Origin of the sequence: Bhargavaea ullalensis, assembly GCF_042432615.1 — a bacterium.
In the GTDB taxonomy this organism is placed as follows: domain Bacteria; phylum Bacillota; class Bacilli; order Bacillales_A; family Planococcaceae; genus Bhargavaea; species Bhargavaea ullalensis.
Genome location: NZ_JBHLWY010000040.1, coordinates 1 through 26383 on the forward strand (window position 1 = coordinate 1; position 26383 = coordinate 26383).

Below are 26383 nucleotides of genomic sequence, written 5' to 3' on the forward strand. Positions count from 1 at the left end.
GTCCTGACCTGCAAGCCGCCGGCCGGCTTATGACCCGAGCGGCTGGCCGCCGAGGCCGGACAACATAAGCAAGGTTCGGCAGAAGCTTGGTTCAATGTCTGTTTTATCCGGTTTTGAAAGAACAAAAAAAGTACTTGCCAAACCGTGCAGGATTGGTATAATAGTACTTGTCCTTTCAAAGTGAATCAGGTCTGGCGATGATGGCGAAGAGGTCACACCCGTTCCCATCCCGAACACGGAAGTTAAGCTCTTCAGCGCCGATGGTAGTTGGGGGCTTCCCCCTGCAAGAGTAGGACGTTGCCGGGCCGATCACTTGATTGATGATACATACTTAATATGGAGGATTAGCTCAGCTGGGAGAGCATCTGCCTTACAAGCAGAGGGTCGGCGGTTCGAACCCGTCATCCTCCACCATTATTTTGCCGGCCTAGCTCAATTGGTAGAGCAACTGAATCGTAATCAGTAGGTTGGGGGTTCAAGTCCTCTGGCCGGCACCACAAAATACGAGCCATTAGCTCAGTTGGTAGAGCATCTGACTTTTAATCAGAGGGTCGCAGGTTCGAGCCCTGCATGGCTCACCATTTATATGCAAATCCACACATGCGGGTGTGGCGGAATGGCAGACGCGCTAGATTCAGGTTCTAGTGTCCTTTACCGGACGTGGGGGTTCAAGTCCCTTCACCCGCACCATATGCGGAAGTAGTTCAGTGGTAGAATACCACCTTGCCAAGGTGGGGGTCGCGGGTTCGAATCCCGTCTTCCGCTCCATATTTATTCCGCCGGGGTGGCGGAACTGGCAGACGCACAGGACTTAAAATCCTGCGGTAGGTGACTACCGTACCGGTTCGAAACCGGTCCTCGGCACCAGTTGTATGATTCAATTTAATAATGCGCCCGTAGCTCAATTGGATAGAGCGTCTGACTACGGATCAGAAGGTTGTGGATTCGACTTCTGCCGGGCGCGCCATTTCGGGAAATAGCTCAGCTTGGTAGAGCACTTGGTTTGGGACCAAGGGGTCGCAGGTTCGAATCCTGTTTTCCCGACCACCTATGGGGCCTTAGCTCAGCTGGGAGAGCGCCTGCTTTGCACGCAGGAGGTCAGCGGTTCGATCCCGCTAGGCTCCACCATTTCATATACATACTACTGTGGCGGTGTAGCTCAGCTGGCTAGAGCGTACGGTTCATACCCGTAAGGTCGGGGGTTCGATCCCCTCCGCCGCCATTTCAAAGGACCTTTAGCTCAGTTGGTTAGAGCAGACGGCTCATAACCGTCCGGTCGCAGGTTCGAGTCCTGCAAGGTCCACCATTCACTGGTTGATGCACGGAGGAATACCCAAGTCTGGCTGAAGGGGTCGGTCTTGAAAACCGAGAGGCGGGTCACACCGCGCGGGGGTTCGAATCCCTCTTCCTCCGCCATTTTCATGCCTCTTCAGTCAAGGGGAGCACTTTTCCGTCAGGGGATACCTGATCAGCCATCATTTTATTATCGCGGAGTGGAGCAGTGGCAGCTCGTCGGGCTCATAACCCGAAGGTCGCAGGTTCAAATCCTGCCTCCGCAACCAATGGTCCCGTGGTGTAGCGGTTAACATGCCTGCCTGTCACGCAGGAGATCGCGGGTTCGATTCCCGTCGGGACCGCCATTTTTTATACATAATTCTTGTTGCTGGCTTGGTAGCTCAGTCGGTAGAGCAAAGGACTGAAAATCCTTGTGTCGGCGGTTCGATTCCGTCCCAAGCCACCATTGACGCGGATGTAGTTTAGTGGTAAAACCTCAGCTTCCCAAGCTGAAGTCGAGGGTTCGATTCCCTTCATCCGCTCCAGAGAGTGGGCCTATAGCTCAGCCGGTTAGAGCGCACGCCTGATAAGCGTGAGGTCGGTGGTTCGAGTCCACTTAGGCCCACCATTTTCCGCAGTAGCTCAGTGGTAGAGCAATCGGCTGTTAACCGATCGGTCGTAAGTTCGAGTCTTACCTGCGGAGCCATTGGAGAAGTACTCAAGAGGCCGAAGAGGCGCCCCTGCTAAGGGCGTAGGTCGGGTAACCGGCGCGAGGGTTCAAATCCCTCCTTCTCCGCCATTCCGGCCCCTTGGTCAAGCGGTTAAGACACCGCCCTTTCACGGCGGTAACACGGGTTCGAATCCCGTAGGGGTCATCACAAAAAGAGCAGCTTTCCTTTTCAGGAGGCTGCTCTTTTTTTATTCTTTTTCTCCTGTATAGCTGTCCCGCTCATGATAGGGAATGTCGCCCATCGGGGATTCAAGCTGTTCTGCATCCAACTCTTCTTCGTACTCTTCCATCGTCTCGGACCTTGAAAAACCCTTCTTTGTTCCGGTTTCGTCCGTGCTAGCGAATTCCTCATATTCCTCGACAGCCCCCGATTCCAGGCCGTCATCGTAAAGATGGTTATAGTCATCGTGGTCTCCGGTCATGTCGGACGGCGTTTCGGAAGTGCCGTACTGGGCCACATCCCGGAAACTGTCTTGATTGTCCTGCACGTCGTCTTCCTGGCCGACTTCGAATGTATCCGGCTTGACCGGGTCCATGACGTTTTCCAGCACGTCTTCCTCAACCGGCCGGTCGTCCGGTATTTCACTGTCTGCATGTTCGATGCAGCGGTTTGTATACGGGATGGCTTCAAGCCGCTCGAACGGAATGTCTTCGCCGCATACTTCACATACTCCATAGGAACCGTCGTGCATGGCCCTTAGCGCATTCTCCACCTTTTCGAGTTCGCTTTCGGCATGGGTTTCAAGCGCCTGGTCGCGTTCCCGGTCGAAAAGTTCAGTTCCTGCATCTGCTGGATGGTTGTCCGCCAGAGACAGCTCTCCCGTGTCGTCACGCATGCTGTCATCGATTTCCCGGTCTTCTGCCGTTTCGGCGTATTGCCGTTGCATCTGTATCAGTTCCCGTTTTAGTATGGTTTTTTCCTGTTCACTCAACATGATGTCACTTCCTCATCCGGTTTTTATACGCAAGCCCCGCTGTGATGAAAATCAGGTCCTCGTGTCCCTCATCTTTTCCTTTTTGTCCGGATTGCTAAACCTGGTTCGGGGCAGACGAAAAGAACCGCCGCTCAAGAGAGCGGCGGTTCAGCGGAGCTTTCAGAGAAACCAATGTTCGATCATCAATGCGATGCAGAGGAGAAGCCCGAAGAAGGTGTTTGTCTGTGCTGTGGCCTTCATGGCCGGCATGACACGCAGAGGAATGTGTTCAGCCCGGAAGGTTCGGATGGCGGCGAGAGGCTTCGGAACGCTGAGCAGGACGAGCAGTGCCCAGGGCGTCAGTTTGCCGAACAACACCATCCCGGCTATCCACGCATAGGCGACGATGAAGAACAGGGCGAGAATGGTGACGGCATGATCCCTGCCGGCCAGGATGGCGACGGTCTTTCGTCCGCTTTCCTTGTCGCCTTCGAGATCCCGGATGTTGTTTGACATCATGATGGAGGCCACCAGGATCATACTTGGAACCGAAAGGGCCAGGGCAAACCCGCTGACATGTCCGGTCTGGATGAAGTAGGCAATCAATACGATGGCCATTCCCATGACCACTCCCGAAAAGAGCTCGCCGAGCGGGGTATAGGCGATCGGATAAGGACCGCCGGTATACAAGTAGCCGATGGCCATCGCCGCGCCGCCGACCGCGAGCAGAAGCCATGAAGTCTGTCCTGCGATATACAGTCCCATGGCCGCTGCAGCGAGATAGAGCCCGACGGCGATGGCAAGGACGGTCCGCGGACGGACGCCGTTGCGCACGATGGCACCCCCGATGCCGACGGAGTGTTCGGTATCCAGTCCGCGCCTGAAATCATAGTACTCATTGAACATGTTGGTTGCCGCCTGAAGGAACAGCGTTGCCAGCATCATCAGGATAAACAGGACCGGATCAATGGCCGTTTCCCGAAAGGCAATCAATGTCCCCAAGAGAACAGGAACAAAAGAGGCGGTCAGCGTATGCGGTCGCGTGAGCTGCCACCAAACTCTCCAGCCCTCATCCGCTTTTATCGAATGCTGCATGAAACTTCTCTCCTTAACTGTTCATTTTCCGCTCCTCATTATATATGAGTTTTGGGTGAAAGGACAGAGTGGCAGGCGTGGCTCCCCGACTCTTCCTGCAGGATATGATAAAATGGAAGGGCTATGCAGGATGAAGTGAACTGAGTTGGAGGGGTCTTGAATGAAACGAAATACGACTCCGCATTCGACGGGGCAAGCCGGCCGCGCGATCGGCGGTCTCCATTTTTACACGGAGACCCTCGATGCGGGCAGGCTGTCGCCGCTTGCGTTCTTTGAGGCGGGTTCGGATGAATTTTCCGGCCGCCGGTTTTATTGGGAAAATCGGGACAAGACGTGGAAGATGGTCGGGATCGGCCATGCGGCGGTCCTGGAAAGCGAGGCCGCGGACGGTCGGTTTGCCGATGTCCGTGCCCAGTGGCAGCGCCTCTGTTCGGTGCTGGTGAAAGAGGAAGGGGATTTGAACCCGGTGCTGTTCGGCGGCTTTTCGTTTGATCCGAAAAACCGCCCCTCTTCTGAGTGGTCGGGTTTTTCGCCCGCTTTCTTTGCCGTGCCGCAATTCCAGCTGATTGAGAAAAACGGACACACTTTTGTTTCGATCAACATGATCACGGAGGGTGAAGCGGCTGCGGCTGATTTTGAGCGGCTGCGCTCAATCGGCGAATCGCTCATCCATGAAGCACAGGTGATGGAAAGAACTCCGGCGCAAAAGCCTGATGTGAGCAGACTCGAAGAGCTGGCAAAAGATGATTATATGGATGCCGTGGGCTCAGTGACGGGCAAAATCCGGGCCGGGGAAGCGGAGAAGGTGGTCATTGCCCGTTCGGTGGAACTTCTGTTCAAGGATCCGGTCACGCCGGCCGCCGTTCTCGAGAATTTGTCGTCGGAACAGCAGGAAAGCTATCTGTTCGGCCTGGAAAGAGACGGAAAACTCTTTTTGGGGGCAACGCCAGAACGTCTTGTGGATCTGCACGATGGACATGCCCGGACCGCCTGTGTGGCGGGCTCCATCGGTCGCGGAAAATCGGCGGCAGAAGACCGCCGGCTTGGAGAGGCACTTCTCAAGGATGCGAAAAACCGGTCTGAACACCAGTACGTTGTCAGCATGATCGGTGATGTGTTCCGCGAATTTTGCTCGGATGTCAAAATCCCGGCAGGCCCCCGCCTGCTGAAAGTCCGGGACATTCAGCATCTGTTCACGCCGGTTGAGGGAATTCCGGATAACGGCAAGGATATTCTGGACTTCGTGGAGGCCCTGCATCCGACTCCCGCACTCGGCGGGACACCGAGGGAGGAGGCCCTTCCGATCATCCGTGAAAGCGAATGTATGGATCGCGGCTATTACGGAGCACCGATCGGATGGATGGATGCCGCGGGCAATGGAGAATTTGCGGTGGCCATCCGGTCCGCGCTGCTTGAAGAGCAAAAGGCGCGCTTGTTTGCTGGCGGGGGGATCGTCGCCGATTCGGTTCCTGAAGATGAATATGTTGAAACCTGGGTTAAACTGCGGCCCGTGATGAGGGCGCTCGGAGGGAAGCTGCATGGATGAGCGGAGAACACTGACTGCACATGTATTGGCAATAACGGAATCGCTGATCCGGGCGGGTGTCCGCCACGTCGTTGTCAGCCCGGGCTCCCGTTCCACGCCGCTCGCCTATGCTTTTGCAAAATCAAAAGGGATCTTGATGCATATCCAGACAGACGAGCGGTCCGCCGGGTTTTATGCGCTCGGCCTTGCCAAGGGATCCGGCGGTCCGGTTGCGATGCTTTGCACGTCCGGCACTGCGGCCTCAAACTACATGCCGGCGCTTACAGAAGCCAAGTATGCCCGCATCCCGCTCATCGCCATTACGGCGGACCGACCCCATGAATTGAGGGAAGTCGGCGCGCCTCAGGCGATTGACCAGGTCGGCATGTACGGACGCACGGTGAAATACAGCGTTGATTTTCCGCTTCCTGAAGAGCGCCCGGAATCTGCCGAGTTCATCACCCGGCATGTCCGCCGCGCGGTTTCGATCGCCACGGATGCGCCTGCCGGACCGGTGCAGCTGAATGTGCCGTTCCGGGAGCCGCTGCTCATCGACTTTGAGATGGAAGCAGCCGAGCCGGCGTTCCGGCATCGGTTCGCCGGGCAGATAGGGCCTGATCCTGAAATGATTGATTGGTTCGAAGGAGCTCTCCGGTCTGCCCATAAAGGGATGATCGTGGCCGGCGAGCTGCCGCCCGGCTTCGACCGGGGAGCGTTCTGGCGGTTTGCGGAAAGTCTTGGCTGGCCGGTTCTGGCCGATCCGCTGTCGGGACTGCGAAGCGAGGTTCCGGCAAGTGCGCGGTCCCTGTGCATCTCTTCCTATGATGCCGTCCTCAAGCACACCGGATTCGCGGAAAAGATGGAGCCTGACACAGTGATCCGGTTCGGCCCGCAGCCGGTTTCCAAGCCGCTGGCGCTGTTTTTAAAATCATGCAGGCCCAAGGTGTATGCCGTGGTGGACGACAGCCCGTCTTTCCGGGATCCGTATCACTTGGCGACCCACCATCTGCAATGTGCGCCGGAATCCCTGCTCGGTGTCCGGACGGATTCATCCGGCCCGGAGGAATATGCCCGGCTATGGGAAGAGGCGGACGCTGACGCGGCAGAAGAAACTGCGGCGTTTGCGAAAAACGGGAACGATGAAGGAGCGATGGCTGCCGTCCTCTTCGAGGAAATGAGCAGCGGCAGTGACTTGTTCGCCAGTTCGAGCATGCCGATCCGGGATGCCGACACGTTCTTCCTGAAGACGGAAAAGGACATCGGGATCTTTGCAAACCGGGGAGCCAACGGGATTGACGGGGTCGTTTCAACGGCGCTCGGACTCCAGGCGGCCCGGAACCGGCCGGCCTGGCTGCTCATCGGGGATCTCGCGATGCTGCATGATCAGAACGGGCTCATCGCCACCCGGTTTTCGGATGCGGATTTGACGATTGTCGTGATGAACAATGACGGGGGCGGGATTTTTTCTTATCTGCCTCAAGGAAGCGAGCCCCGCTACTTTGAAGAGCTGTTCGGCACTCCGACGGGACTCCGATTTGATCATCTTGCCGCCATGTACGGCTTTCAGTACGATGGGGTCCGCGATGCAGCGGAGTTCAGGGATGCTGTGAGAAAAGAAAAAGAGACGCCGGTCCGGATCATCGAGGCATTCAGCGACCGCAGCTTGAACCTGGCAGAGCACAGAAGGCTTTGGGGACGGATCTCCGAAAGGCTGGACGCGCGATGGAAGAACTGATCGCGAGTCTCCGGGGGCTCTGTACAGGCTGCCTGCTGAGCGGGGACCCGGAAGCGGAACCGCTTGTGCTCCTGCACGGATTCACCGGAAGTTCCCGCACCTGGCAAGAGACCGGACAGCTGCTTGGACACCAACGGATCATCATGCCCGATCTGATCGGGCACGGACGGACGGACTCGCCGGCTGAGCCGGGGCGGTATGCCATGGAAGAGCAGATCGAAGACCTGGATGCGCTGCTGGATGAACTCGGCGTCGGCCGTGTTGCGCTCCTCGGCTATTCGATGGGGGGGCGCGTGGCGATCGGATATGCCTCGGAACATCCGGAGCGGGTCAGCCGGCTGATCCTTGAAAGCACTTCTCCGGGACTCGGGACCGAAGAAGAGCGGGCTTCCCGCCGCGAGTCGGACAAGAAGCTTGCGGAGTTCATCCGGCGTGAAGGAGTCCCGGCTTTTACCGGCTACTGGGAGGGCATTCCGCTGTTTGCCTCACAGCGGAACCTGTCTGCAAAGAGGCGGCAGGCGATCCGTGACGGACGGCTCAACAACCGGGCGGAAGGACTGGCCGGCAGCCTGCTCGGCATCGGGACCGGCAGTCAGCCGTCTTACTGGGATAGGCTGGGGGAACTCACCATGCCCGTCACGCTCATCACGGGCAGCCTGGACGGAAAGTATGATGAGATCGCAAAGCGGATGCTCGGAATGCTGCCTGACGCACGGCATATCCGGGTGGCGGGCGCCGGACATGCCGTCCACGTGGAAAATCCGGAGCGCTTTGCTACAATAGTGAAGGAAGCCATAATTGAAGGAGGAAGACAATGACACGTCAATGGGAAACGATTCGTACATATGACGAGATCAAGTACGAAAGATACAACGGAATTGCAAAAGTGACGATCAACCGTCCGGAGGTGCGGAATGCCTTCACGCCGAAGACGGTCGAAGAAATGATTGATGCATTCTCCCGCGCACGCGACGATGAGAGCATCGGTGTCATCGTGCTTGCCGGCGAAGGGGACAAGGCATTTTGCTCCGGCGGCGACCAGAAAAAACGCGGTCACGGCGGCTATGTCGGCGAAGACCAGATTCCGCGGCTGAATGTGCTCGATCTCCAGCGGCTCATCCGGGTCATTCCAAAGCCGGTCGTGGCAATGGTATCGGGTTATGCAATCGGCGGAGGACACGTTCTTCATGTGGTCTGCGACTTGACGATTGCCGCAGACAACGCCATCTTTGGACAGACCGGACCGAAAGTCGGCTCGTTCGATGCGGGCTACGGCTCGGGTTACCTCGCGCGGATTGTCGGCCACAAAAAGGCTCGAGAAATCTGGTACCTGTGCCGGCAGTACAATGCACAGGAAGCGCTCGACATGGGGCTCGTCAATACAGTTGTTCCTCTTGAACAGCTCGAGGATGAAACGGTGCAATGGTGCGAAGAGATGCTCGAAAAGAGCCCGACTGCACTGCGTTTCCTGAAGGCGGCGATGAACGCCGATACGGACGGCCTGGCCGGCCTGCAGCAAATGGCGGGCGACGCAACGCTTCTTTACTATACGACGGACGAAGCGAAGGAAGGGCGCGATGCCTTCAAGGAAAAGCGCAAACCGGACTTCGGCCAATTCCCTCGTTTCCCTTGATCCGAAACACCCAAAAGACTGTCCGGCCGATCCGGACAGTCTTTTGCATACTCACGCACGAACCAGACGGAGGAGATCCACATGAATTTACCTAACTGGATATTGCAGCGTGCGGATCTGAGTCCGAACCGCACGGCACTCAGCTGCGGGGAAGAAAGATGGACCTTCCGGGAGGTGGCCGGAGAGGCGAAGCAGATGGCCGGCAAGCTCAGATCTCTCGGGATGAAGGAAGGAGACCGGGTGGCGCTGCTGCTGGAAAGCGGTCCGCGTGCGGTTTTCCTCATCCACGGAGCGCTGCTCGCCGGGCTTGAACTCGTTATGCTCAACAGCCGTCTCACAGAGGCGGAGCTGGCTTATCAGATTGCCGATTCGGCGGCTGTGTCCGTCATTGCTTCTGACGGGCTTGCAGCCAAGGCGGGCGTGCGGGCAATCCCGGCAAGCCGGCTGGCAGCTCTTGAAGCGGCGGCATTCACTCCTGCTTCTGTCTGGGCGGAGGATCGCACGGTGACAATCATGTATACGTCCGGAACGACAGGGTTCCCGAAGGGCGTCCGCCAGACGGTCGGCAACCATTTTGCCAGTGCCATGGCGAGCGTGCTCAATATGGGGCTGGCGGAGGAGGATGTGTGGCTCTGCTCCATGCCGCTGTTCCATATCAGCGGGTTTTCGATCCTCATGCGTTCATTGCTGTACGGCATGGAAGTCCGTCTGCAGCCGAAGTTTGACGAGACGGCGGCGGCAAGGGAAATCGCGGACGGCTCCGTCACGAGGATTTCTGTGGTGTCCGCAACGCTGGCACGGCTCCTCAACCGGCTTGAGGAAGAAGGGCTGCGGGCATCGGATCGCTTCAAAACCATGCTGGCAGGCGGCGGTCCCGTTCCGGTGCCGTATATCCGGCGTGCACAGGCGCTAGGCATTCCGATTCTCCAAACGTACGGGATGACCGAAACCGCATCCCAGACGGCGACGCTTTCCGCAGAAGACGCCGTACACAAGGAAGGGTCTTCCGGGAGACCGCTCTTTTTCAGCCGCATCCGGATTGACGGGGCCAAAGCGCCGGGGGATGAAGGAGAAATCCTGGTCAGCGGACCGAATGTAACCCCCGGCTATGTCGGCCGCTTTGCGGAGCGGGCCGCACTGCAGGACGGGTGGCTCCATACCGGGGACATCGGCCGCATCGACAAGGAGGGATTCCTCTATGTGCTCGACAGGCGATCGGATCTGATCGTGTCAGGCGGTGAAAATGTGTACCCGGCGGAGATCGAGCAGGTGCTGCTGGCCCATCCGTCCGTCATGGAAGCCGGCGTCATCGGCATGGCCGATGAGCAGTGGGGAGAAGTGCCGGCCGCATTCATTGTGGCTAAATCCGCTGTTACCGATGAAGAGCTCAGGGATTTTTGTGCGGAGCGGCTGGCCCCGTACAAATTGCCGAAGAAGTTCACCTTCACCGGCAGCCTGCCGAGAAATGCGTCCAACAAACTGCTGCGCCGGCAATTGAAGGAGCAGCTCGGCGGACCGAAACCATGAAAAAAGCGGCTTCCCCATGGGACAGCCGCTTTTTGCGCGAGCATTCATTCAGTTTTTTGTCCGAGTGCCGTCTTGAACCGATCAAGGTTGCGCTCCATCAGCGAAAAATAGGTTTCGCCATTTTTGACGTCGTCTGCAGTCAAGACACTGAGGTTGTGGAGCAGGAGCGGTTCGGCACCGATCTCTTTCCTGATGACTTCCGAAAGCTTGGAAGATACATTTTGTTCAAAGAAAATGTAGCGGATGTTCTCGTCCCGCGCCTGGTCAACAATGTGGGCCAGCTGTTTCTGGGATGGTTCGCTCTGGGAATTCAGACCGGCGACCGAGACTTGCTTCAATCCGTATTCATCCGCCACATAGCCGAACGAGGCATGCGAGATGTAGAACGTCTTCACATTTGCGGCATCTGCCATTTCCCGGTACTCGCCGTCCAGCTTCTTCAGTTCGCCGGAAAGGGCATCATAGCGCTCGGTGAAAGTTGCCTCAAGGTCGGGGCGCTCCTTGACGAGCGCGTCTTTCACGGATTCCGCCAGGCGATCGGCAAGAACCGGTGACAGCCAGACGTGAGGATCGATGCCGGAATGGTCATGGCTTTCGTGGCCGGCCTCTTCATCGTGATGGGCTTCCCCGTGACGCAGCATATTTTCCGGAATGGACGCACCGGCCGGAACGAGCCGGACGTTTTCGTTTTTCAGCGTTTTTTCCGCTTTGTCCACAAAGCCCTCCAGTCCGAGTCCGATATAGATGAACAAGTCGCTGTCTGCCAGCGCCATCATGTCCTTCTGGGTCGGTTCGAATGTATGGCTGTCTGCGCCGGGCGGGTAGATGGAGGAAGCCTCCACCGCATCACCGCCGATGCGCTGGGCAAAATAAGCGAGCGGGTAGACGGTCGTCTTCACTTGGATCGCTTCTTTGTTGTCGTCTGCACGTTGTTTATCTGAATTGGACCCGCAGGCGCCGAGCAAAAGTACGGCAGCCAGCAGAATCATCCACAAACGTTTCATGAATTCACCTCTAAATCGTAATCAATACGATTTATCATAACGCATCTGTTATCGGATTGGCAACCGCGAATCGGTTCAGCCTTTTTTCTTTTTGGGCCAATCTTCCGGAACAGGGTCGTATCCGCCATCATGGAACGGATGGCATTTGGAGATTCTGCGCACGGTCAGCCACAGCCCCTTGACCGCGCCGTGTTTTTCAAAAGCCTCCAGTCCGTATGCCGAGCAGGTCGGATAAAACCGGCAGGAGGGCGGCGTCAGCGGAGAGATCGCTTTCCGGTAAAACTTGATGATCAGGATAAATAAATGTTTCAGGACCAACACTCCAATCGTTGCATACGTTTATTTTAGACCCGCCGGTGGTAAATGAACAAGGGAATGAATTCGGAATCAGGAATGAAAAGAAACGGAGTGTTTGCAGATGTCAAAAGAACTGATGGATGAATTGAATGTACAGGTGGCCACTTGGTCGGTGCTCTATACGAAGCTGCACAATTACCACTGGTACGTGAAGGGGCCGCAATTCTTCACGCTGCATGCAAAATTTGAGGAACTGTACAATGAGGCGACGCTCCATATGGATGAAATTGCGGAGCGGATGCTGACGCTCGGCGGGAAGCCGGCCGCCACGATGTCCGAGCACCTCGAATTGTCGGTCATCGGCGAAGCGGACGGAACGGAAACTGCGAATGAAATGGTCGGCAGACTGACGGATGACTTCACCCGGGTGATGAAGTCACTTAAAACCGGGATGGAGCTTGCGGCGAAGGACGGGGACGACATGACGGAGGATCTCCTGAATTCAACTTACCAGAGCGTTGAGAAACATCAGTGGATGCTCAACGCATTCCTTGGCGAAGACAACAACTGACTCAACGGAAAATGCCGGCGGACGGCATTTTCTTTTTGTATCCTTAAACGGCAGCGGTGCATCCTAACCGGGAAAGGAGGAGCACCGATGTCCGAAAAATTGTATGTGTCCATTTCCGGCCGGCAGATCCACACTGAGCCGAAGCCGTTCCCGTGGGAATTCGCCATTGAGGCAACACCGGAAACGGAGCGGGTCATGAGAAGACTGTTCAGGCAGATCGAAGACGTGGAATGGACGAATTTCACCAGGGCGCATCTGCCTATTATTCCTTATCATCTCGATAAGGAAAATCACATGATCGACCGCAGGGTCATGAAGCTGTATGCGCTCGTCCATGAATACGGGGACGAGGAGACAAAGAGATTCATCGAAGAACTGCCGTATTTTCGTTGAATGGCGGGACTCTCCTCCGCTAAACTTGAACCAAAGGGGGGAGCCCGTTGTTTACATACAAAGACAAAGCCGGACAGCGAGTGGATCTGTTTGAAGAGCCCGGAGCGGCCGGAATGCCGCCCGGACACGTGCTGATCGCGGCACGGGTGCGCGGCAGCTGGCTCATGACGGACCATCCGAAAAGAGGGCTTGAGTGGCCCGGCGGCAAGCTGGAGGATGGAGAAACCCCGGAACAGGCAGCCGTGCGGGAAGCTTATGAAGAAACCGGGGCGGTCATCGGCAATCTGCGGTTCATCGCGGACTATGTCGTCCAAGCCGATCCCCCGTTCTGCAAGCGGGTGTTCGCAGCGGATGTGTGCAGGCTGGACGAAAAGGCACCGCTCCGGGAAACGCGCGGCGCGGCATGGTTGACGGAAGCGGACTGGGGTACCGGCGGCCTTCTGAGCAGCCATATGGACGATGAAGGGATGCGGCGCATCCGAAGGAGGGTGATCAGCCTTGAAACCGGACGGAACGATTGAATATTCGCGGCCCTATCCCTCGCCGGCCCCGAACGTGCGTCTGCGGGAAGTGACTTACTGGTCAAAAGGACTGCGGGTGAAAGGGATGATGGCGGAGCCTGCCGCTGAAGGAATCCGCGACGGCATCGTCTACCTGAGGGGCGGCATCCAGCATGTCGGAATGGCGCGTCCCGCCCGGCTTGCCCAGTTCGCCGCCCAGGGGTTCGTCGTGTTTGCCCCTTATTACAGGGGAAACCGGGGCGGCGAAGGGTTTGATGAATTCGGCGGAGAAGACCGGTGGGACGCGGTGAACGCGGTGGATGTCCTGAAACAGCACCCGAAGACCGATGCATCGAGGATCCATCTGTACGCCTTTTCGCGAGGCGGGATCATGGCGCTCTGGACGGCCATCCTGCGCGACGACATCACGTCCGTCGTCAACTGGGCGGGCGTCTCCGATGTCGTTTTCACCTATAAGGAACGGAAGGATCTGCGTCGCATGATGAAACGGGTGATCGGCGGCAGTCCGAACAGTGCGCCGGATGCTTACCGCGAACGGACCGCCCTGTTCCATGTCGACAGAGTGACGGCACCGTTTTTGCTGATTCACGGGCGGATGGACGAAAATGTCTCGCTTGAGCAGTCGGTGATGCTGGAGGAAGCGCTCAAAGAAGCCGGAAAGCCGGTGGAAACCTGGTACTTTGCGGAATACACCCACCACTTTCCGCCCGCCGTCAACGCGAGGATCGTCCGGGATCTGTGCAACTGGATGAAAGGGAAGGGGCACTGAACAGGACATATTAAAAAAGCAGCGCATCAGCCAAAAAGGCGATGCACTGCTTTTTTGTTAGGATCAGATTCAGATGATCGGTCCGCCCAGTTCTTTGATGTCTTCGGAGACGGAGCCGAATTTTTTGAAGTTCTCACGGAATGCGTCCGCAAGCTCTTTTGCTTTTTTGTCGTAAGCTTCTTTGTCCGCCCAGGCATTGCGCGGGTTGAGCACGTCGGTCGGGACGCCTTCGATCTCTTTTGGCATTTCAAGGCCGAATACGTTGCCTTTTTCCGTGTCGACGCCTTTGAGCTTGCCGTCGATCGCCGCGCGGACCATTGTGCGTGTGTAGCTGAGCTTCATCCGGGAGCCGACGCCGTATTCGCCGCCGGTCCAGCCGGTATTGACGAGATACACATTGACATCATGCTCATCGATCTTCTTGCCGAGCATTTCCGCGTACACTGTCGCATGAAGCGGCAGGAACGGGGAGCCGAAGCAAGTGGAGAAGGTCATCTGCGGAGAAGTGATGCCGCGCTCCGTGCCGGCGAGCTTCGAAGTGAAGCCGCTCAGGAAGTGATACATCGCCTGCTCTTTCGTCAGTTTGGAGATTGGAGGAAGCACGCCGAACGCGTCGGCCGTCAGGAAGATGATTGTCTTCGGGTGGCCGGCGACGGAAGGGATGACGCTGCCGTCGATGTAGTCGAGCGGGTAGGCCGCACGCGTGTTTTCCGTGAGCGAGCCGTCGTCGTAGTCCGGAACGCCCTCTTCGTCGAGCACGACGTTTTCGAGGACCGACCCTTCGCGGATGGCGCCGTAGATCTGCGGTTCTTTCTCTTCCGACAGGTTGATGCACTTCGCATAGCAGCCGCCTTCGATGTTGAAGACGCCGTCATCGGACCAGCCGTGTTCGTCGTCACCGATGAGCCGGCGGCCTGGATCTGCGGAAAGGGTCGTCTTCCCTGTGCCGGAAAGTCCGAAGAACAGGGCCACATCGCCTTCCTCGCCGACGTTGGACGAGCAGTGCATCGACAGGATGCCTTTTTTCGGCAGCAGGTAGTTCATGACGGAGAAGATCGATTTCTTCATCTCCCCGGCATACTCGGTCCCCCCGATGAGAACAATGCCGCGCTCGATGGAAATCATGACAAACGCCTCGGAGTTTGTACCGTCTGTTTTTGGATCTGCTTTGAACGAAGGGGCGGAAACGATCGTGAACTGCGGATTCATCTCTTTCAGCTCTTCTTCGGAAGGCCGGATGAACAGCTGGTGCACGAACAGGTTATGCCACGCGAATTCGTTCACGACCCGGATCGGCAGGCGGGAGGCCGGATCGGCGCCGGCAAAGCCGTTGAAGACGAACAGCTCCTCTTTTTTGCCGAGATGGTCAATTACCTTGTCGTAGAGACGCTCGAACACTTCCGGGCTGACGGGCTTGTTGACGCTGCCCCAGTCGATATCTTCCTGGGAGGGCAATTCTTGGACGATGAAGCGGTCCTTCGGCGAGCGGCCCGTGTAGGCACCCGTCGTCGCACGGACGGCCCCTTTGTCTGTGAGGACGGCTTCTCCGCGCTGGACCGCTTTTTCCGTCAGCGCAGCGGCCGACAGCTGTTCGCGGATCGAATCTCCTGTCAGAAGATCATTCAGTTTGTCGCTCAGTTTCGAAGAAGTCATCATCTGTACCACCCTTATCTGGTTAGTCCCGCAATCGGCGGGCTGCTTTAATGTGAAATAGTATAGCACATTTAGAATAATAGTCTATACTAATTGAAACCTCAAGCAAAAACCGGCAATCTTCATCATTTCTTCACAGAAATCACCCGCCCGGCTGGAGGGCGCTGAAAAAAGTTGGTCATGCACATTTTCGTTGCAGGTTTCCGCTTGCCGCAGGTATTTCGGGCCTGCAGCGGAAATAGCAACCGAGGCGTGTTTTTTTGTTGCTTCCCCGGTTGCCGGCTTGTTTGGACGGGGTGGGCAGGGAGAACTGTTTGACAGGATGAGAATTGTTTATTAGTATGGAAAATTGTACGGATACTCTTATCCCGAGCTGGTGGAGGGACAGGCCCTGTGAAACCCGGCAACCTGCCGTCTGAGGACGGAAAAGGTGCCAACCTGAAGCAAGGTGGAGAACCTTGGACGATAAGAGTGAAAGGTGTCAGACGATCCGGGCCTTTCCTCATTTTAGCCGATGAGCGGAAGGCCTTTTTTGATTGCAACGCCCTGCAGCCTCTTCAAAGCCCAAAACGGCTTGGAGTTCAATCCGTCAAGGAGCGGACTTGACAGGGGGAATGAGTACCGTAACATTTTCCGGCAGGCTGCCGGAGCCGAGGAGGAAATATCATTGACCAATCGTCGCCTTTTTACATCGGAATCGGTCACTGAGGGCCATCCGGACAAGATCTGCGACCAGATCTCCGATGCGATCCTGGATGCAATCCTGAAAGACGACCCAAATGCGCGCGTCGCATGCGAAACGACCGTCACGACGGGCCTTGTGCTTGTGGCGGGTGAAATCACGACTTCCACTTACGTGGACATCCCGAAAGTGGTCCGTGAAACCGTTAAGGAAATCGGCTACACGCGGGCGAAATACGGATTTGATGCCGAGACGAGTGCGGTGCTGACTTCGATCGATGAGCAGTCGCCGGACATCGCCGCCGGAGTCGACGTCGCACTGGAGTCGAGGGAAGGCCGGATGGACGATCAGGAACTGGAAGCGATCGGTGCCGGGGACCAGGGGCTCATGTTCGGCTTTGCGTGCGATGAAACACCGGAGCTCATGCCGCTCCCGATCAGCCTTGCGCACAAGCTGGCCCGGCGGCTGGCGGAAGTCCGCAAAGAAGAGGTTCTTCCTTATCTGCGTCCGGACGGCAAGACTCAGGTGACCGTGGAATACGGCGAAGACGGCCGGCCTGTCCGGGTCGACACGATCGTCATCTCGACGCAGCACCATCCTGAGATCTCCCTTGAGCAGATCCAGCGGAACATCCGCGAATATGTGATCGACGAAGTCGTTCCGGCGGAATTGATCGACGGGGAGACCAAGTTTTTCATCAATCCGACCGGTCGCTTCGTCATCGGCGGTCCTCAGGGAGATGCGGGTCTCACCGGCCGCAAAATCATCGTGGATACGTATGGCGGCTACGCACGGCACGGCGGAGGAGCATTCTCGGGCAAGGATCCGACTAAAGTCGACCGTTCTGCGGCTTATGCGGCGCGCTACGTCGCAAAGAACATCGTCGCAGCAGGGCTTGCGACAAAATGCGAAGTGCAGCTTGCCTATGCGATCGGCGTCGCACAGCCGGTTTCGATTTCGATCGACACATTCGGCACCGGCCAGGCAAGCGAAGAAGAGCTTGTCGGGTGGGTACGCGACCTGTTTGACCTGCGTCCGGCAGGCATCATCCAGATGCTGGATCTCCGGCGTCCGATGTACAAACAGACAGCCGCCTACGGACACTTCGGGCGCACCGACGTGGACCTTCCGTGGGAGCGGACCGACAAAGCCGGATCCCTGAAGGAAAAAGCGGGTCTTTAAGACGGCTGGCTGCGCGTCAAACGCAATGCCGCCCGATCCCCATCGGATCGGGATCAACAACAGGAAAGGCCCGGGTGCCAGATGGCACCCGGGCCTTTCTTCATTTCTGCAGGCTTTTATAGTATTGGCCTTTTTGGGCGTATTCACGCACGATCCGTTCCATGTCTTTCCGGTCTTCTTCATTGAGAGGCCGGATGACTTTTGCCGGAGAGCCGAAGGCGAGCATGCCGGCGGGGATTTTCTTGCCCTGCGGGACGAGCGAGCCGGCACCGATGAATGCACCCTCGCCGATTTCCGCTCCGTCCAGCACGATCGATCCCATTCCGATGAGTGCACCCTGCCGGATCGTGCAGCTGTGGAGGATAACATTGTGGCCGACCGTCACGTCGTCTTCGAGGACAAGCGGGAAGGCAGGGCTTTGGTGAAGCATCGACAGATCCTGGATATTGACGCGCTTTCCGATTTTCGTGGGCGAGACGTCGCCGCGGATCACAGTGTTGAACCAGATGGAGGACCCTTCGCCGATTTCGACATTGCCCGTCACGGTGGCATGGTCTGCGATGAAAACCGACGGGTGGATGGTCGGTTGTTTGCCGTTGAATGGATAAATCATCGAAAAATCCTCTCTTTCCATGTAAGATTGGTGATATATTAACTTTACCAGAAAAAGAGGTTCCGTTGGTTTCCGGGAACGGCCGGCAATCGCGGACGGGAGAGGATGGACAGCCATGTGGAAATGGGAAGCGGAGGGGCAGCCGAAGGCCACGGTCGTTCTGTTTCATAATGCATATGAATATCACGGCCGCCATGCATGGCTCATCGAACGGTTCAGGACGGCCGGCATGCATGTGATCGCGGGGGATCTTCCGGGCCACGGAAGCCGCGGAACGGAAGTCCATGACGAGGCAATCCAGGAATACCGCGAATTCGCAGGGCAGCTCGTCAAGGCCGGTCTCGCGGAGAGCGTCCCGCTGTTTTTGTACGGCCACGGACTTGGGGGTCTGCTCGCTGCCGACCAGGCAAGGCTGATGGGCAATGCGTGTGCGGGCCTGGTCCTGACTTCGCCGTGGTTTGCGCTCGATCATCTTCCGCCGAAGATGAAGGGAGCCTTGTCCGGCATCGGTAAAATCGCCTCGGGCATCAAGTTTAACCACCGGATCACCGAAGAAATGCTGACACGGGCACCGGAGCCCGGTGCTGCGGAAGGCAGCCGGCTTTCCTATCATCCGGTCGCAACGGCGGGATGGTACCGGGAACTGGCTTTATATATGAGGGAAATGTCCGAACTGCCTGCAGCCGGCGGAGCGCCTGTCCTGCTGCACACGGGGGAAAAGGATGAAATCGCCAGCCGGAAGGCGGCACGGGAGTGGCTCGTCAAGGAAGGCAGGGAGGAATTCCAGTACAAAATGTGGAATAACTGCCGTCATGACATTTTCCACGAACCCGAGAAAGAGGAAGTGTTCCTGTATACGGAAGCGTTCATCAACTCCGTGCTTCGTTCGCTCGGCTACGTGGCCTGAGGAGGAATGGGATGGACCAGGGAATCAGGAAGGCGGCGGCCCGGCTGCTGTTGACGGCGGCCCTGCTGCTGTTCGGCGACCCCGTGACCGGCACGTTCGGCACGAAAGACGAACCGTTGCTCGACCAGGTGTTCATGATCGGCAACGATGACGGGACCGGAACGGGATTTCTTATTGAAAAGTCGGGACTTCTCCTCACCAATCACCATGTGGTCGGCTCATTCGAGGAACAGGATGTCTGGTCGCTCGGAGGAGCGGAGTACAAGGGTGAGGTCTTGGAGACGAACCGATTCCTCGACCTGGCACTCATCAAGATCGACGGCTTTCCCGGCGGAACGCCGCTCGTGCTGTCCGATGTGACGCCCGAAAGGATGGAGAAAGTGCTTACGCCGAGCTGGACGGTGGATCATCCGTTCGTCATCCGGGAAGGCACGGTCCAGCTGCTGCATCAGATGGTCGGAGTCGACGAACAGGAACCGGTGTTTACCGACTTTATGATTGCCAGCACGAAGCTTGAACCCGGCATGAGCGGCAGTCCGGTCATCCGGACGGAAACGGGGGAAGTGATCGGCATCAATGTGGCAACGGAGGCCTGGAGCAAAATTTCAATCAGTGTCCCGGTCGCAACGGTCAGTGAAGTCACCGGCCGCTGGATCAACGAACACGGAGAAGGAGGTACGGAAGATGAATGACCGGTCGGAAATGTATATCCGCACGCTTGGACTGGAACCGCATCCGGAAGGCGGCCATTATGCCGGGACGTTTGCGGGGACTCCGGATGAGGAGGGCGGGGCTCATCTTTACACGAGCATTTATTTTCTCCTGGAGTCGGGGGACTGCTCCCGTCTGCACCGGCTGAAGTCGGACGAGCTCTGGTATTTCCACGACGGCGGGCCGCTCGATATCCATATGATTTTCCCGGACGGCTCTTGCCGGAGGGAGCGGCTCGGACTCGGGATCGAATGCGGAGAAAAGCCGCAGGTCCTCGTCCCGGCCGGTACGATCTTCGGCTCCGAACCGGCAGCCGGCAGCGAATTCTCGCTCGTCGGCTGCATGGTCGCCCCGGGCTTCGACTTCGCAGACTTTGAGCTGTTCACACAAAACGAACTGCTCGTCGACTATCCCCAACATGAAGAATTAATCCGGCAACTCGCCTACCCAGCCATCCCGAAATGACGGGATGACTTTTTTTGCAGGAAAACGGAATGAAGGTCGGAATATGCGGCCGGAAATCGGAGTATGGGGCCGAAATTCGAAGTATGGCATCTGAAATCGGAGTATGGGATCGAAATTCGGAGTATGGCATCTGAAATCGGAGTATGGGGCCGGATATCGGAGTATGGCGTCTGAAATCGGAGTATGGGATCGAAATTCGGAGTATGGCGTCTGAAATCGGAGTATGGGATCGAAATTCGGAGTATGGCGTCTGAAATCGGAGTATGGAAGCGAAAATCGGAGTATGGGGCCGAATATCGGAGTATGGGATCGAAATTCGGAGTATGGGATCGAAATTCGGAGTATGTCGTCTGAAATCGGAGTATGGGGCCGAAATTCGAAGTATGGCATCTGAAATCGGAGTATGGAAGCGAAAATTGGAGTATGGGGCCGAAAGTCGGAGTATGAAGCTGAAAACGGAGCATCCCGCCCCAACCCGCCGACACCCTCCATCTTCGCGTAACCCCGGGCCTTTTCCTCCGTCTGATTAAATAGGGGAAGGGGCGATCATGGATGATCCGCTTGACCATATTTTCATTGATCATCATGCTGACGCTTGCCGGCTGCGGCGAGCGCACCGGCGGGCCGGTGGAGACGGCAGAACCCGCAATACCGGAAATGATCATAGTCATCGACGGGCAGGAGTACCGGACTGCGGTCGGTCCGTATTGCTGGCAGTCGGGCAACTCGGCCGTTTGTGCGGACAAGGAAGGGGATCCGTTTGCCTACGAAGAATCGGTTCCCCCGATCACGGGCGCGCCGGGGGAAGAGGCGACATTAAAATTTGAACAGCCGCCTGATTCGTTTTCCGTCAAGGTCCAAGACGAGCACGGCCGGGACATTTCCCAATCCGGTGAACCCATCTTATTGCCCGGCGCAGACGGAAAATATGGTTATTCGGTCACCGGCGTCTGGCCGCAGGGAGAAGTGACTTTCCTGTTCGTCGTCCGGGTCAAGCCGCATTCGCCGGATTGAAAAATGGCTTTCCGGGTAAAGTAAGCTGTAGACGCAATCAAGAAGGAGGAATCCGTCATGTCCCAAAACAACAGCAGAACGCCCGAACAGATGGCCAAGGCTTCGGCGGAAGCCATGAAGAAGAGCCATGAGCAGACGCAAAACATCGCGAAGAAATCCGGCGGCACCTCACCGGTCAAGCCGGGGAAACAATTCTCCGATGAGGCGCGCAAGACCGACCAGGTGGCAGCCACTGAATATACGGACGGCGACGGCGGTTTCGACCCGCGGGACAAGCTGGAGACAGGCGAATAAACACGGAATATCCGGAAGGCGGCGCTGCATGGGTTTGCAGACCGCCTTTTTTTGATTAGAATAAAGGGATTGAGGAAAGAAAGGGTGGCGGACATGACGGACTTTTTCGAACGGAAGCGGGCGGAGACGGGAGTGGCGCTGAATGAAGTGCAGAAGCAGGCGGTCCTGACGACGGACGGCCCGCTTCTACTGCTTGCCTGCCCGGGTTCGGGAAAGACGACGACGATGATCATGAGGATCGGCTACATGATCGAGGAAAAGGGGATCAACCCCGGCCGCATCAAACCGATCACATTCAGCAAGGCGTCCGCCCGCGACATGGCCAACCGGTTTGCGCAGCTTTTCCCGACGCTCCGGGTGCCCGCATTCTCGACGATCCACAGCCTGGCATTCAAGATTGCCCGGGAGCATCTCGAGCAGACAGGCAAAGGCTTTGCGCTTATTGAAGGGGAAAAGCAGCCGGGCATCCCGACGAGGAATGCGCTGCTCCGCCAAAGCTTTCGCGATGTCGAAAAAGAAGAACCGAAAGAAGAAGAGCTGGCTTCCCTGTCCACTTTTGCTAGCTACGTGAAAAACCGGCTCATTTCACCAAGTGAATGGGGCGGCCTAAAAGGTCCTTTTCCGCAGGCGGGAATGATGCTCAGGAAATATGAAGCACTGAAGACGAGAAACCCGCGGCAGCTGTTGCTGGACTTCGATGATATGCTCACCATTGCGGAGGAAGGGCTGCGGACTGATCCCGATTTGTGCAGGCGGACGCAGGATCGTTTCGACTATGTCATCACGGATGAAAGCCAGGACACCTCGCTGGCGCAGCACCGGATCGTCGAGCACCTCGTCCGCCGTCATCAGAACCTGTGTGCGGTCGCGGATGACGACCAGACCATCTATACATGGAGGGGAGCGGATCCCGAATATTTGCTGGGGTTCACCGGGCCGTATCCTGATGCGAAGATCCTGATGATGGAGACCAATTACCGGTCATCGGAAGAAATCGTGGGCGTTTCGGCGGGCTTCATCAAGCGCAACCGGAAAAGATACGAAAAAGGAATGAGGGCCGTCAACGGCAATGCCGGCCCCGTCTTCGTCAAAAAATTTCCGGACCGGGACACGCAGGTCCGCTACATTATTTATGAACTGCTCGCAGAGGAAAATCCGGGCGATGCAGCGGTGCTGTTCCGCAACAATTCGTCTTCGACGGCATTCGTCCATGAGCTGCACCGGCGAGGCATCCCGTTTTACATGAAAGACGCGGACGACCGGTTTTTTGACCACTGGATCGTGGAAGACGTGCTGAATTTCATGCGCCTTGCCTTCAATACCGCACACAAAGGCGTGTTCGGCAAGATCGCACTGAAAATGGATCTGTACATATCACGCGCGGCGCTTGACCAGTTTATCCGTTCGGGTGTCGGCGGGAACGTTTTCGACGGATTCCTTGAAGAGCCGGGGCTCAAGGACAGCCAGCGCAGAAAGCTTGTCCTTTACCGGGATATTTACGGCAGCCTGAAGGGCAAAAGGCCGGCAGAAGTGATCCGGATCATCCGCCGGGACCTCGGATACGAAGAATCCCTGAAAAGCCGTGCGGACAAGTTCGGTTACCGCGCGGATGCCCTGCTCGGCATGCTGGACACACTGGAAAGCATCGCCAAGCCGCTCAGGACGATGACCGAGTTTGCAGAGCGGCTCACCGAACTGAAAGAGGCCGTGAAAGAGGCAAAGACACGTCCGTCGGAAGGCGCCGTGACGCTTTCGACTTTCCACAGTTCAAAGGGCCTTGAGTTCCGCCGGGTGTTCATGATCGACTTGATCGAAGGCCAGTTTCCGTCTGCCGAAGATGCAAAGGATCCCGATCTGCTCGAAGAAGCGAGGCGGCTGTTCTACGTCGGCATGACGAGAGCGAAGGCTCGGCTTGAGTTGCTTGGCTATGATCGGGATGACCGCGGCTCGTCTGTGTCTGCTTCGCGTTTTGTCGGAGAAGTGGATGGCCTGCTTGCGATCAAGGAAGGGCGCGAACGCCTGCAGGCTCCCTCGGCAGCCGGGGAAACGCGATCATTTGTCCGGTCCTCCACCAACACCGAGCCGATGCCCGGCGCGATCCAGGATCCGGCGAAAATTGTGCCCGGCCTGAAAATCCGCCACCGCGTCTTCGGCGACGGAGAAGTCGAAGCGGTCCGGGACGGCCGGGTTTCCGTCAAGTTCAAAAAACAGCAGAAGGATCTGGATCTCGGGATGTGCATCGGGCGCGGGCTGATCGCGGAAGCCGGTGAAGGGGCGTGAAGGCATGGATTGCGGTCGGGATCGGCGGCGCAGCCGGCGCGACGGGGCGATTCCTGGTCGGCCTGTTGCTCCAGCAGTCAGGCGGCTTCCCGTACGGCACTCTTTTCGTCAATTTGACGGGGACGTTTGTCCTTTGTGCCCTGATTTCCGCCTCTCCGTTCAAAGGTGCCTGGAAATCGGGCGTCCAGACCGGATTCCTCGGCTCCTTTACCACCTTCTCGGCACTTGGAACAGAACTGGCCGGCTTTCTTGATGAACAAAGATGGGCCACGGCCGGTCTCTACGCCGCCGTGAGCCTGGCGGGCGGATTTATTGCGGGAACGGCGGGCTTTCGGGCCGGCGAGAGGAGTGAAAGCGCATGAGCGCCTGGACAATCGGAGCGGTGGCGGCGGGCGGATTTCTCGGAGCGGTGGCGCGCCACGTTGTGTCCGGCCGGCTGAACCGCCCAGATCGCCCGTTTGGAACGGCACTGGTCAATCTCGCCGGCGCTTTCCTGGCCGGTTTTTTCCTGAACGGCGTGCTGGCCGGACTGCCTCATGCCTTCGCTGTTTATGGATTCCTCGGCTCCTTCACCACTTTCTCCACCTGGCAGTCGGAAGTTGTGGGGCTGTGGAAGAAAGGAAGCCGGCGGTCGGCTGCGATTTCTTCGTCCGGCCTGCTCGTCCTCGGTGTCCTGGCCGCAGCCTTTGGCTGGCTGGCCGGGCATGCGGGCGGTTGAGCACTGATTGACTGGAAAGGGAGGGGGATTTAATGGCTTCCGGTAAAAAGAACGGCAACAGGTTTCGGCCTTTTATGATATTAATCGTCGTGCTCCTGCTGGCCGCGGCATATATGCAGCTGGGGTCGGAGGAACAGGACGGAGAGGGTCAGACGGGGTCCGGTACGCAGCCTGCGGAAGAACAGACTGCGGTTTCGGCGCCTGCCGGGGACCTCATCCCCGTTAAGCTCGTCAAGACAATCGACGGCGACACGATCAAGATCAAGTACGAAGGAAAAGAACAGAACGTCCGCTATCTGCTCATCGACACGCCGGAAACGAACCATCCTAGACTCGGCAAGCAGCCGTTTGGCGAGCAGGCAAAAGAGCGGAACCGGGAACTCCTCGCAAAAGGCGAAGTGTCGATCGAGTTCGACGTCGGAAACCGGAAAGACAAGTATGACCGGCTCCTGGCCTATGTCTATGTGGACGGGGAAAGTGTGGAGGAAAAACTCCTCGAAGAAGGGCTGGCGCGCGTCGCCTATGTGTATCCGCCGAACACCCGCCACCTCGACCGTTTTGAAAAAGCGGAAAAAAGGGCAAAGGATAAAGGGATCGGCATTTGGTCAATCGAAGATTATGCTACAGACCGGGGCTTTGACAAAGAAAAGGCCGAAGAAGTTGAAGAAGCGCCTGGCTCCGAGCCGGCTTCCGACAAGAATACGGGCAACCGGTTCGAGAATTGCACGGAACTGCGGAAAGTGTATCCGGACGGGGTCAAGCGGGGACACCCTGCCTACGAACCAAGAATGGACGGCGACAAAGACGGAGTGGCGTGTGAGCCGGCGTAAGGAGGAAGATGAGGAGATGGACTTAAAAAGCAGATGGAAGGGCCGCGTTGACTCTGCAACGGACCGTGCCTTTTTCAGGTACCACCAGATTGTGGAGGAAAAGCAGGAAGAGGGGTCGGCGATTTCGCTTGTCGGCTTCTGCTGTGATGAAGGGGTCCGGCGTAATCAGGGCCGCCCCGGCGCTGCGGAAGCGCCGGACGCACTCCGGGATGCGCTCGCCAGCCTGCCGTGGCATGGAGGAGACTGCACGCTCGCCGACTATGGAAACGTGACCTGCGAGGAAGGGATGCTGGAGGAGGCGCAGGATGCCCTGGCGGAACAGGTGGCCGAAGCCTATGCCGCCGGTTCCAAGGCCATCATTCTCGGAGGCGGCCATGAAACCCTTTACGGGCATTACCTCGGCGCCAGGCTCCATCTCGGACCTGAGGCGAAGCTCGGCATCATCAACATCGATGCACACTTCGATCTGCGTCCGTACGACGGCGAAACTTCCTCGGGTACGATGTTCAGGCAGATTCTCGACGAAGATCAGAAGGCGGGCTATTTTGTTCTGGGCATCCAGCGGTTCGGCAACACTGAATCCCTGTTTGAGGCAGCCAGCAAATTCGACGTCGAATACATGCCCGAAGAAATCGTCAGGACGTCGGATCCGGCCTCGATTGCCCGGAGGCTGCATTCGTTCATCGACCGGCATGATGCTGTCATCGTGACGCTTTGCATGGACGTGCTGGACGCGGCCGCCGCACCGGGCGTGAGTGCGCCGACGCCGTTCGGTCTGGATCCCGTTACTGTGAGGTCGATCATCCGCGCCGCCTGCAGCCGTCCCGATGTCCTCTCCTTTGACATCTCGGAAGTGAACCCGGGACTCGATGAGGGCGGGCGGACCGTCCGTCTCGGTGCGTCGCTGGCGAATGAAGCGATTCTTGCCATGCTCGGCAAGTCACCCGAGTCCTGATATCCATTTCGACAGAAGAAAAGGCTTGTCCGGGAAGCAGCCGCGCTTCCCGGACAAGCCTTTTTCTGCAGTGCAACGGTGAAATCAAAC

The 26383-nt window shown here is 57.4% G+C and carries 26 protein-coding genes, 20 tRNA genes, 1 rRNA gene and 1 riboswitch; of the genes, 41 read left to right on the forward strand and 6 right to left on the reverse strand.

The features are described from left to right. Positions 1 to 190: 190 nt before the first annotated feature. The 21 genes from rrf (at position 191) to ACFFIY_RS09425 (ending at position 2150) form a co-directional block, all read left to right on the forward strand. Positions 191 to 306, forward strand: a 5S ribosomal RNA gene (gene rrf, locus ACFFIY_RS09325). A 32-nt stretch (positions 307 to 338) separates the two neighbouring features. Continuing rightward, positions 339 to 414 (forward strand) — tRNA-Val (locus tag ACFFIY_RS09330). A 7-nt stretch (positions 415 to 421) separates the two neighbouring features. Further along, positions 422 to 497 (forward strand) — tRNA-Thr (locus ACFFIY_RS09335). A gap of 8 nt (positions 498 to 505) precedes the next feature. Beyond that, positions 506 to 581: transfer RNA gene (locus ACFFIY_RS09340), tRNA-Lys, on the forward strand. Positions 582 to 602: 21 nt separating this feature from the next. Next, positions 603 to 690 (forward strand) — tRNA-Leu (locus ACFFIY_RS09345). Positions 691 to 693: 3 nt separating this feature from the next. Further along, a tRNA-Gly gene (locus ACFFIY_RS09350) sits at positions 694 to 768 on the forward strand. 10 nt (positions 769 to 778) lie between these two features. Beyond that, a tRNA-Leu gene (locus tag ACFFIY_RS09355) sits at positions 779 to 867 on the forward strand. Positions 868 to 890: 23 nt separating this feature from the next. After that, positions 891 to 967: transfer RNA gene (locus ACFFIY_RS09360), tRNA-Arg, on the forward strand. Between the two features lie 3 nt (positions 968 to 970). Beyond that, positions 971 to 1047: transfer RNA gene (locus tag ACFFIY_RS09365), tRNA-Pro, on the forward strand. Positions 1048 to 1052: 5 nt separating this feature from the next. Then, a tRNA-Ala gene (locus ACFFIY_RS09370) sits at positions 1053 to 1128 on the forward strand. A gap of 20 nt (positions 1129 to 1148) precedes the next feature. Continuing rightward, a tRNA-Met gene (locus tag ACFFIY_RS09375) sits at positions 1149 to 1222 on the forward strand. Between the two features lie 7 nt (positions 1223 to 1229). Then, positions 1230 to 1306: transfer RNA gene (locus ACFFIY_RS09380), tRNA-Ile, on the forward strand. Between the two features lie 17 nt (positions 1307 to 1323). Beyond that, positions 1324 to 1416, forward strand: a tRNA-Ser gene (locus ACFFIY_RS09385). Between the two features lie 71 nt (positions 1417 to 1487). Further along, a tRNA-Met gene (locus ACFFIY_RS09390) sits at positions 1488 to 1562 on the forward strand. 2 nt (positions 1563 to 1564) lie between these two features. Next, positions 1565 to 1640, forward strand: a tRNA-Asp gene (locus tag ACFFIY_RS09395). Between the two features lie 25 nt (positions 1641 to 1665). After that, a tRNA-Phe gene (locus ACFFIY_RS09400) sits at positions 1666 to 1741 on the forward strand. A gap of 5 nt (positions 1742 to 1746) precedes the next feature. Beyond that, positions 1747 to 1820: transfer RNA gene (locus tag ACFFIY_RS09405), tRNA-Gly, on the forward strand. Between the two features lie 6 nt (positions 1821 to 1826). Further along, a tRNA-Ile gene (locus ACFFIY_RS09410) sits at positions 1827 to 1903 on the forward strand. 3 nt (positions 1904 to 1906) lie between these two features. Beyond that, positions 1907 to 1981, forward strand: a tRNA-Asn gene (locus tag ACFFIY_RS09415). Positions 1982 to 1983: 2 nt separating this feature from the next. Then, positions 1984 to 2074: transfer RNA gene (locus tag ACFFIY_RS09420), tRNA-Ser, on the forward strand. 4 nt (positions 2075 to 2078) lie between these two features. After that, positions 2079 to 2150: transfer RNA gene (locus ACFFIY_RS09425), tRNA-Glu, on the forward strand. A gap of 43 nt (positions 2151 to 2193) precedes the next feature. On the opposite strand, the gene ACFFIY_RS09430 is transcribed toward ACFFIY_RS09425, so the two are convergent. Together ACFFIY_RS09430 and ACFFIY_RS09435 are read right to left on the reverse strand one after the other, a co-directional pair. Continuing rightward, positions 2194 to 2940: a TraR/DksA C4-type zinc finger protein gene (locus ACFFIY_RS09430; RefSeq protein ID WP_354196351.1), complete on the reverse strand. Its 747-nt coding sequence runs from the start codon at positions 2938 to 2940 to the stop codon at positions 2194 to 2196. Positions 2941 to 3099: 159 nt separating this feature from the next. Next, positions 3100 to 4014, reverse strand: a complete 915-nt coding sequence (locus ACFFIY_RS09435; RefSeq protein ID WP_354196353.1) for a 1,4-dihydroxy-2-naphthoate polyprenyltransferase — start codon at positions 4012 to 4014, stop codon at positions 3100 to 3102. 160 nt (positions 4015 to 4174) lie between these two features. Here ACFFIY_RS09435 and ACFFIY_RS09440 point away from each other — a divergent pair, with 160 nt between their 5' ends. The 5 genes from ACFFIY_RS09440 to ACFFIY_RS09460 all read left to right on the forward strand — a co-directional run bounded on the left by ACFFIY_RS09440 (position 4175) and on the right by ACFFIY_RS09460 (position 10434). Then, complete coding sequence (locus ACFFIY_RS09440) at positions 4175 to 5560, forward strand: isochorismate synthase (protein WP_354196355.1); 1386 nt, start codon at positions 4175 to 4177, stop codon at positions 5558 to 5560. Further along, a complete protein-coding gene (gene menD / locus ACFFIY_RS09445; RefSeq protein ID WP_354196357.1) occupies positions 5553 to 7274 on the forward strand; it encodes a 2-succinyl-5-enolpyruvyl-6-hydroxy-3-cyclohexene-1-carboxylic-acid synthase in 1722 nt (573 codons plus the stop codon). Before ACFFIY_RS09440 ends, menD begins: the two co-directional genes overlap by 8 nt. Then, entirely contained in the window at positions 7262 to 8092 is an 831-nt protein-coding gene (menH, locus tag ACFFIY_RS09450) for a 2-succinyl-6-hydroxy-2,4-cyclohexadiene-1-carboxylate synthase (RefSeq protein ID WP_354196359.1), read from the forward strand. The genes menD and menH overlap by 13 nt, the downstream gene beginning before the upstream one ends. After that, positions 8089 to 8907, forward strand: a complete 819-nt coding sequence (gene menB / locus ACFFIY_RS09455) for a 1,4-dihydroxy-2-naphthoyl-CoA synthase (RefSeq protein WP_354196361.1) — start codon at positions 8089 to 8091, stop codon at positions 8905 to 8907. The genes menH and menB overlap by 4 nt, the downstream gene beginning before the upstream one ends. A gap of 81 nt (positions 8908 to 8988) precedes the next feature. Continuing rightward, positions 8989 to 10434 (forward strand): o-succinylbenzoate--CoA ligase, encoded by a 1446-nt coding sequence (locus ACFFIY_RS09460; RefSeq protein ID WP_354196363.1) that lies wholly within the window; start codon positions 8989 to 8991, stop codon positions 10432 to 10434. Between the two features lie 44 nt (positions 10435 to 10478). On the opposite strand, the gene ACFFIY_RS09465 is transcribed toward ACFFIY_RS09460, so the two are convergent. Together ACFFIY_RS09465 and yidD are read right to left on the reverse strand one after the other, a co-directional pair. Further along, on the reverse strand, positions 10479 to 11438 hold the full coding sequence (locus tag ACFFIY_RS09465) for a metal ABC transporter solute-binding protein, Zn/Mn family (RefSeq protein WP_354196365.1): 960 nt from the start codon (positions 11436 to 11438) through the stop codon (positions 10479 to 10481). 75 nt (positions 11439 to 11513) lie between these two features. After that, positions 11514 to 11750: a membrane protein insertion efficiency factor YidD gene (gene yidD / locus ACFFIY_RS09470; protein ID WP_354196496.1), complete on the reverse strand. Its 237-nt coding sequence runs from the start codon at positions 11748 to 11750 to the stop codon at positions 11514 to 11516. 106 nt (positions 11751 to 11856) lie between these two features. Here yidD and ACFFIY_RS09475 point away from each other — a divergent pair, with 106 nt between their 5' ends. From ACFFIY_RS09475 to ACFFIY_RS09490, 4 genes are all read left to right on the forward strand, one after another. Next, positions 11857 to 12306, forward strand: a complete 450-nt coding sequence (locus ACFFIY_RS09475; protein WP_354196367.1) for a Dps family protein — start codon at positions 11857 to 11859, stop codon at positions 12304 to 12306. Positions 12307 to 12393: 87 nt separating this feature from the next. Then, the gene (locus ACFFIY_RS09480) at positions 12394 to 12699 is read left to right on the forward strand and encodes a transposase (RefSeq protein ID WP_354196369.1); all 306 of its coding nucleotides are present in this window, start codon (positions 12394 to 12396) and stop codon (positions 12697 to 12699) included. Positions 12700 to 12746: 47 nt separating this feature from the next. Continuing rightward, positions 12747 to 13220 carry an NUDIX domain-containing protein gene (locus tag ACFFIY_RS09485; RefSeq protein WP_354196371.1) on the forward strand — a complete coding sequence of 158 codons (474 nt, stop codon included), beginning with the start codon at positions 12747 to 12749 and terminating at the stop codon, positions 13218 to 13220. Beyond that, positions 13198 to 13989 (forward strand): alpha/beta hydrolase family protein, encoded by a 792-nt coding sequence (locus ACFFIY_RS09490; RefSeq protein ID WP_354196373.1) that lies wholly within the window; start codon positions 13198 to 13200, stop codon positions 13987 to 13989. The genes ACFFIY_RS09485 and ACFFIY_RS09490 overlap by 23 nt, the downstream gene beginning before the upstream one ends. A 69-nt stretch (positions 13990 to 14058) precedes the next feature. Here the strand turns inward: ACFFIY_RS09490 and pckA are convergent, their stop codons facing one another. Continuing rightward, positions 14059 to 15642: a phosphoenolpyruvate carboxykinase (ATP) gene (gene pckA, locus ACFFIY_RS09495; RefSeq protein ID WP_354196375.1), complete on the reverse strand. Its 1584-nt coding sequence runs from the start codon at positions 15640 to 15642 to the stop codon at positions 14059 to 14061. Positions 15643 to 16002: 360 nt separating this feature from the next. Further along, positions 16003 to 16114: riboswitch (SAM riboswitch) on the forward strand. Positions 16115 to 16309: 195 nt separating this feature from the next. Here pckA and metK point away from each other — a divergent pair. Then, on the forward strand, positions 16310 to 17506 hold the full coding sequence (gene metK, locus ACFFIY_RS09500; protein WP_354196377.1) for a methionine adenosyltransferase: 1197 nt from the start codon (positions 16310 to 16312) through the stop codon (positions 17504 to 17506). 100 nt (positions 17507 to 17606) lie between these two features. On the opposite strand, the gene ACFFIY_RS09505 is transcribed toward metK, so the two are convergent. Further along, a complete protein-coding gene (locus tag ACFFIY_RS09505) occupies positions 17607 to 18119 on the reverse strand; it encodes a gamma carbonic anhydrase (RefSeq protein WP_354196379.1) in 513 nt (170 codons plus the stop codon). 115 nt (positions 18120 to 18234) lie between these two features. Between ACFFIY_RS09505 and ACFFIY_RS09510 the strand changes: the two genes are divergently transcribed. From ACFFIY_RS09510 to hutG, 10 genes are all read left to right on the forward strand, one after another. Next, a complete protein-coding gene (locus ACFFIY_RS09510) occupies positions 18235 to 19026 on the forward strand; it encodes an alpha/beta hydrolase (protein ID WP_354196381.1) in 792 nt (263 codons plus the stop codon). 11 nt (positions 19027 to 19037) lie between these two features. Beyond that, positions 19038 to 19718 carry a S1 family peptidase gene (locus ACFFIY_RS09515; RefSeq protein ID WP_354196383.1) on the forward strand — a complete coding sequence of 227 codons (681 nt, stop codon included), beginning with the start codon at positions 19038 to 19040 and terminating at the stop codon, positions 19716 to 19718. After that, positions 19711 to 20202: a cupin domain-containing protein gene (locus ACFFIY_RS09520; protein WP_354196385.1), complete on the forward strand. Its 492-nt coding sequence runs from the start codon at positions 19711 to 19713 to the stop codon at positions 20200 to 20202. Before ACFFIY_RS09515 ends, ACFFIY_RS09520 begins: the two co-directional genes overlap by 8 nt. A 561-nt stretch (positions 20203 to 20763) precedes the next feature. Next, entirely contained in the window at positions 20764 to 21216 is a 453-nt protein-coding gene (locus ACFFIY_RS09525) for a hypothetical protein (protein ID WP_354196387.1), read from the forward strand. A 57-nt stretch (positions 21217 to 21273) separates the two neighbouring features. Beyond that, positions 21274 to 21510 (forward strand): hypothetical protein, encoded by a 237-nt coding sequence (locus tag ACFFIY_RS09530; RefSeq protein WP_354196389.1) that lies wholly within the window; start codon positions 21274 to 21276, stop codon positions 21508 to 21510. 93 nt (positions 21511 to 21603) lie between these two features. Next, the gene (locus tag ACFFIY_RS09535) at positions 21604 to 23790 is read left to right on the forward strand and encodes an ATP-dependent helicase (protein ID WP_354196391.1); all 2187 of its coding nucleotides are present in this window, start codon (positions 21604 to 21606) and stop codon (positions 23788 to 23790) included. Continuing rightward, positions 23787 to 24152 carry a fluoride efflux transporter FluC gene (locus ACFFIY_RS09540; RefSeq protein WP_354196393.1) on the forward strand — a complete coding sequence of 122 codons (366 nt, stop codon included), beginning with the start codon at positions 23787 to 23789 and terminating at the stop codon, positions 24150 to 24152. The genes ACFFIY_RS09535 and ACFFIY_RS09540 overlap by 4 nt, the downstream gene beginning before the upstream one ends. Then, positions 24149 to 24508, forward strand: a complete 360-nt coding sequence (locus ACFFIY_RS09545; protein WP_354196395.1) for a fluoride efflux transporter FluC — start codon at positions 24149 to 24151, stop codon at positions 24506 to 24508. The genes ACFFIY_RS09540 and ACFFIY_RS09545 overlap by 4 nt, the downstream gene beginning before the upstream one ends. 74 nt (positions 24509 to 24582) lie before the next feature. Next, complete coding sequence (locus tag ACFFIY_RS09550; protein WP_354196397.1) at positions 24583 to 25338, forward strand: thermonuclease family protein; 756 nt, start codon at positions 24583 to 24585, stop codon at positions 25336 to 25338. A gap of 16 nt (positions 25339 to 25354) precedes the next feature. After that, positions 25355 to 26293, forward strand: coding sequence for a formimidoylglutamase (hutG, locus tag ACFFIY_RS09555; protein ID WP_354196399.1), 939 nt, complete (start codon positions 25355 to 25357; stop codon positions 26291 to 26293). Positions 26294 to 26383 lie beyond the last annotated feature (90 nt).

What these genes read in the sequence shown, in the direction of transcription:
- ACFFIY_RS09475 (WP_354196367.1), top strand. Translation starts at nt 11,857, where the DNA reads ATGTCAAAAGAACTGATGGATGAATTGAATGTACAGGTGGCCACTTGG.
- menH (WP_354196359.1), top strand. Translation starts at nt 7,262, where the DNA reads ATGGAAGAACTGATCGCGAGTCTCCGGGGGCTCTGTACAGGCTGCCTG.
- ACFFIY_RS09430 (WP_354196351.1), bottom strand. Translation starts at nt 2,940, where the DNA reads ATGTTGAGTGAACAGGAAAAAACCATACTAAAACGGGAACTGATACAG.
- ACFFIY_RS09465 (WP_354196365.1), bottom strand. Translation starts at nt 11,438, where the DNA reads ATGAAACGTTTGTGGATGATTCTGCTGGCTGCCGTACTTTTGCTCGGC.
- ACFFIY_RS09510 (WP_354196381.1), top strand. Translation starts at nt 18,235, where the DNA reads ATGTGGAAATGGGAAGCGGAGGGGCAGCCGAAGGCCACGGTCGTTCTG.
- pckA (WP_354196375.1), bottom strand. Translation starts at nt 15,642, where the DNA reads ATGACTTCTTCGAAACTGAGCGACAAACTGAATGATCTTCTGACAGGA.
- ACFFIY_RS09515 (WP_354196383.1), top strand. Translation starts at nt 19,038, where the DNA reads ATGGACCAGGGAATCAGGAAGGCGGCGGCCCGGCTGCTGTTGACGGCG.
- menD (WP_354196357.1), top strand. Translation starts at nt 5,553, where the DNA reads ATGGATGAGCGGAGAACACTGACTGCACATGTATTGGCAATAACGGAA.
- ACFFIY_RS09530 (WP_354196389.1), top strand. Translation starts at nt 21,274, where the DNA reads ATGTCCCAAAACAACAGCAGAACGCCCGAACAGATGGCCAAGGCTTCG.
- ACFFIY_RS09480 (WP_354196369.1), top strand. Translation starts at nt 12,394, where the DNA reads ATGTCCGAAAAATTGTATGTGTCCATTTCCGGCCGGCAGATCCACACT.
- ACFFIY_RS09535 (WP_354196391.1), top strand. Translation starts at nt 21,604, where the DNA reads ATGACGGACTTTTTCGAACGGAAGCGGGCGGAGACGGGAGTGGCGCTG.
- ACFFIY_RS09435 (WP_354196353.1), bottom strand. Translation starts at nt 4,014, where the DNA reads ATGCAGCATTCGATAAAAGCGGATGAGGGCTGGAGAGTTTGGTGGCAG.
- ACFFIY_RS09505 (WP_354196379.1), bottom strand. Translation starts at nt 18,119, where the DNA reads ATGATTTATCCATTCAACGGCAAACAACCGACCATCCACCCGTCGGTT.
- ACFFIY_RS09520 (WP_354196385.1), top strand. Translation starts at nt 19,711, where the DNA reads ATGAATGACCGGTCGGAAATGTATATCCGCACGCTTGGACTGGAACCG.
- ACFFIY_RS09440 (WP_354196355.1), top strand. Translation starts at nt 4,175, where the DNA reads ATGAAACGAAATACGACTCCGCATTCGACGGGGCAAGCCGGCCGCGCG.
- ACFFIY_RS09545 (WP_354196395.1), top strand. Translation starts at nt 24,149, where the DNA reads ATGAGCGCCTGGACAATCGGAGCGGTGGCGGCGGGCGGATTTCTCGGA.
- ACFFIY_RS09550 (WP_354196397.1), top strand. Translation starts at nt 24,583, where the DNA reads ATGATATTAATCGTCGTGCTCCTGCTGGCCGCGGCATATATGCAGCTG.
- hutG (WP_354196399.1), top strand. Translation starts at nt 25,355, where the DNA reads ATGGACTTAAAAAGCAGATGGAAGGGCCGCGTTGACTCTGCAACGGAC.
- menB (WP_354196361.1), top strand. Translation starts at nt 8,089, where the DNA reads ATGACACGTCAATGGGAAACGATTCGTACATATGACGAGATCAAGTAC.
- ACFFIY_RS09460 (WP_354196363.1), top strand. Translation starts at nt 8,989, where the DNA reads ATGAATTTACCTAACTGGATATTGCAGCGTGCGGATCTGAGTCCGAAC.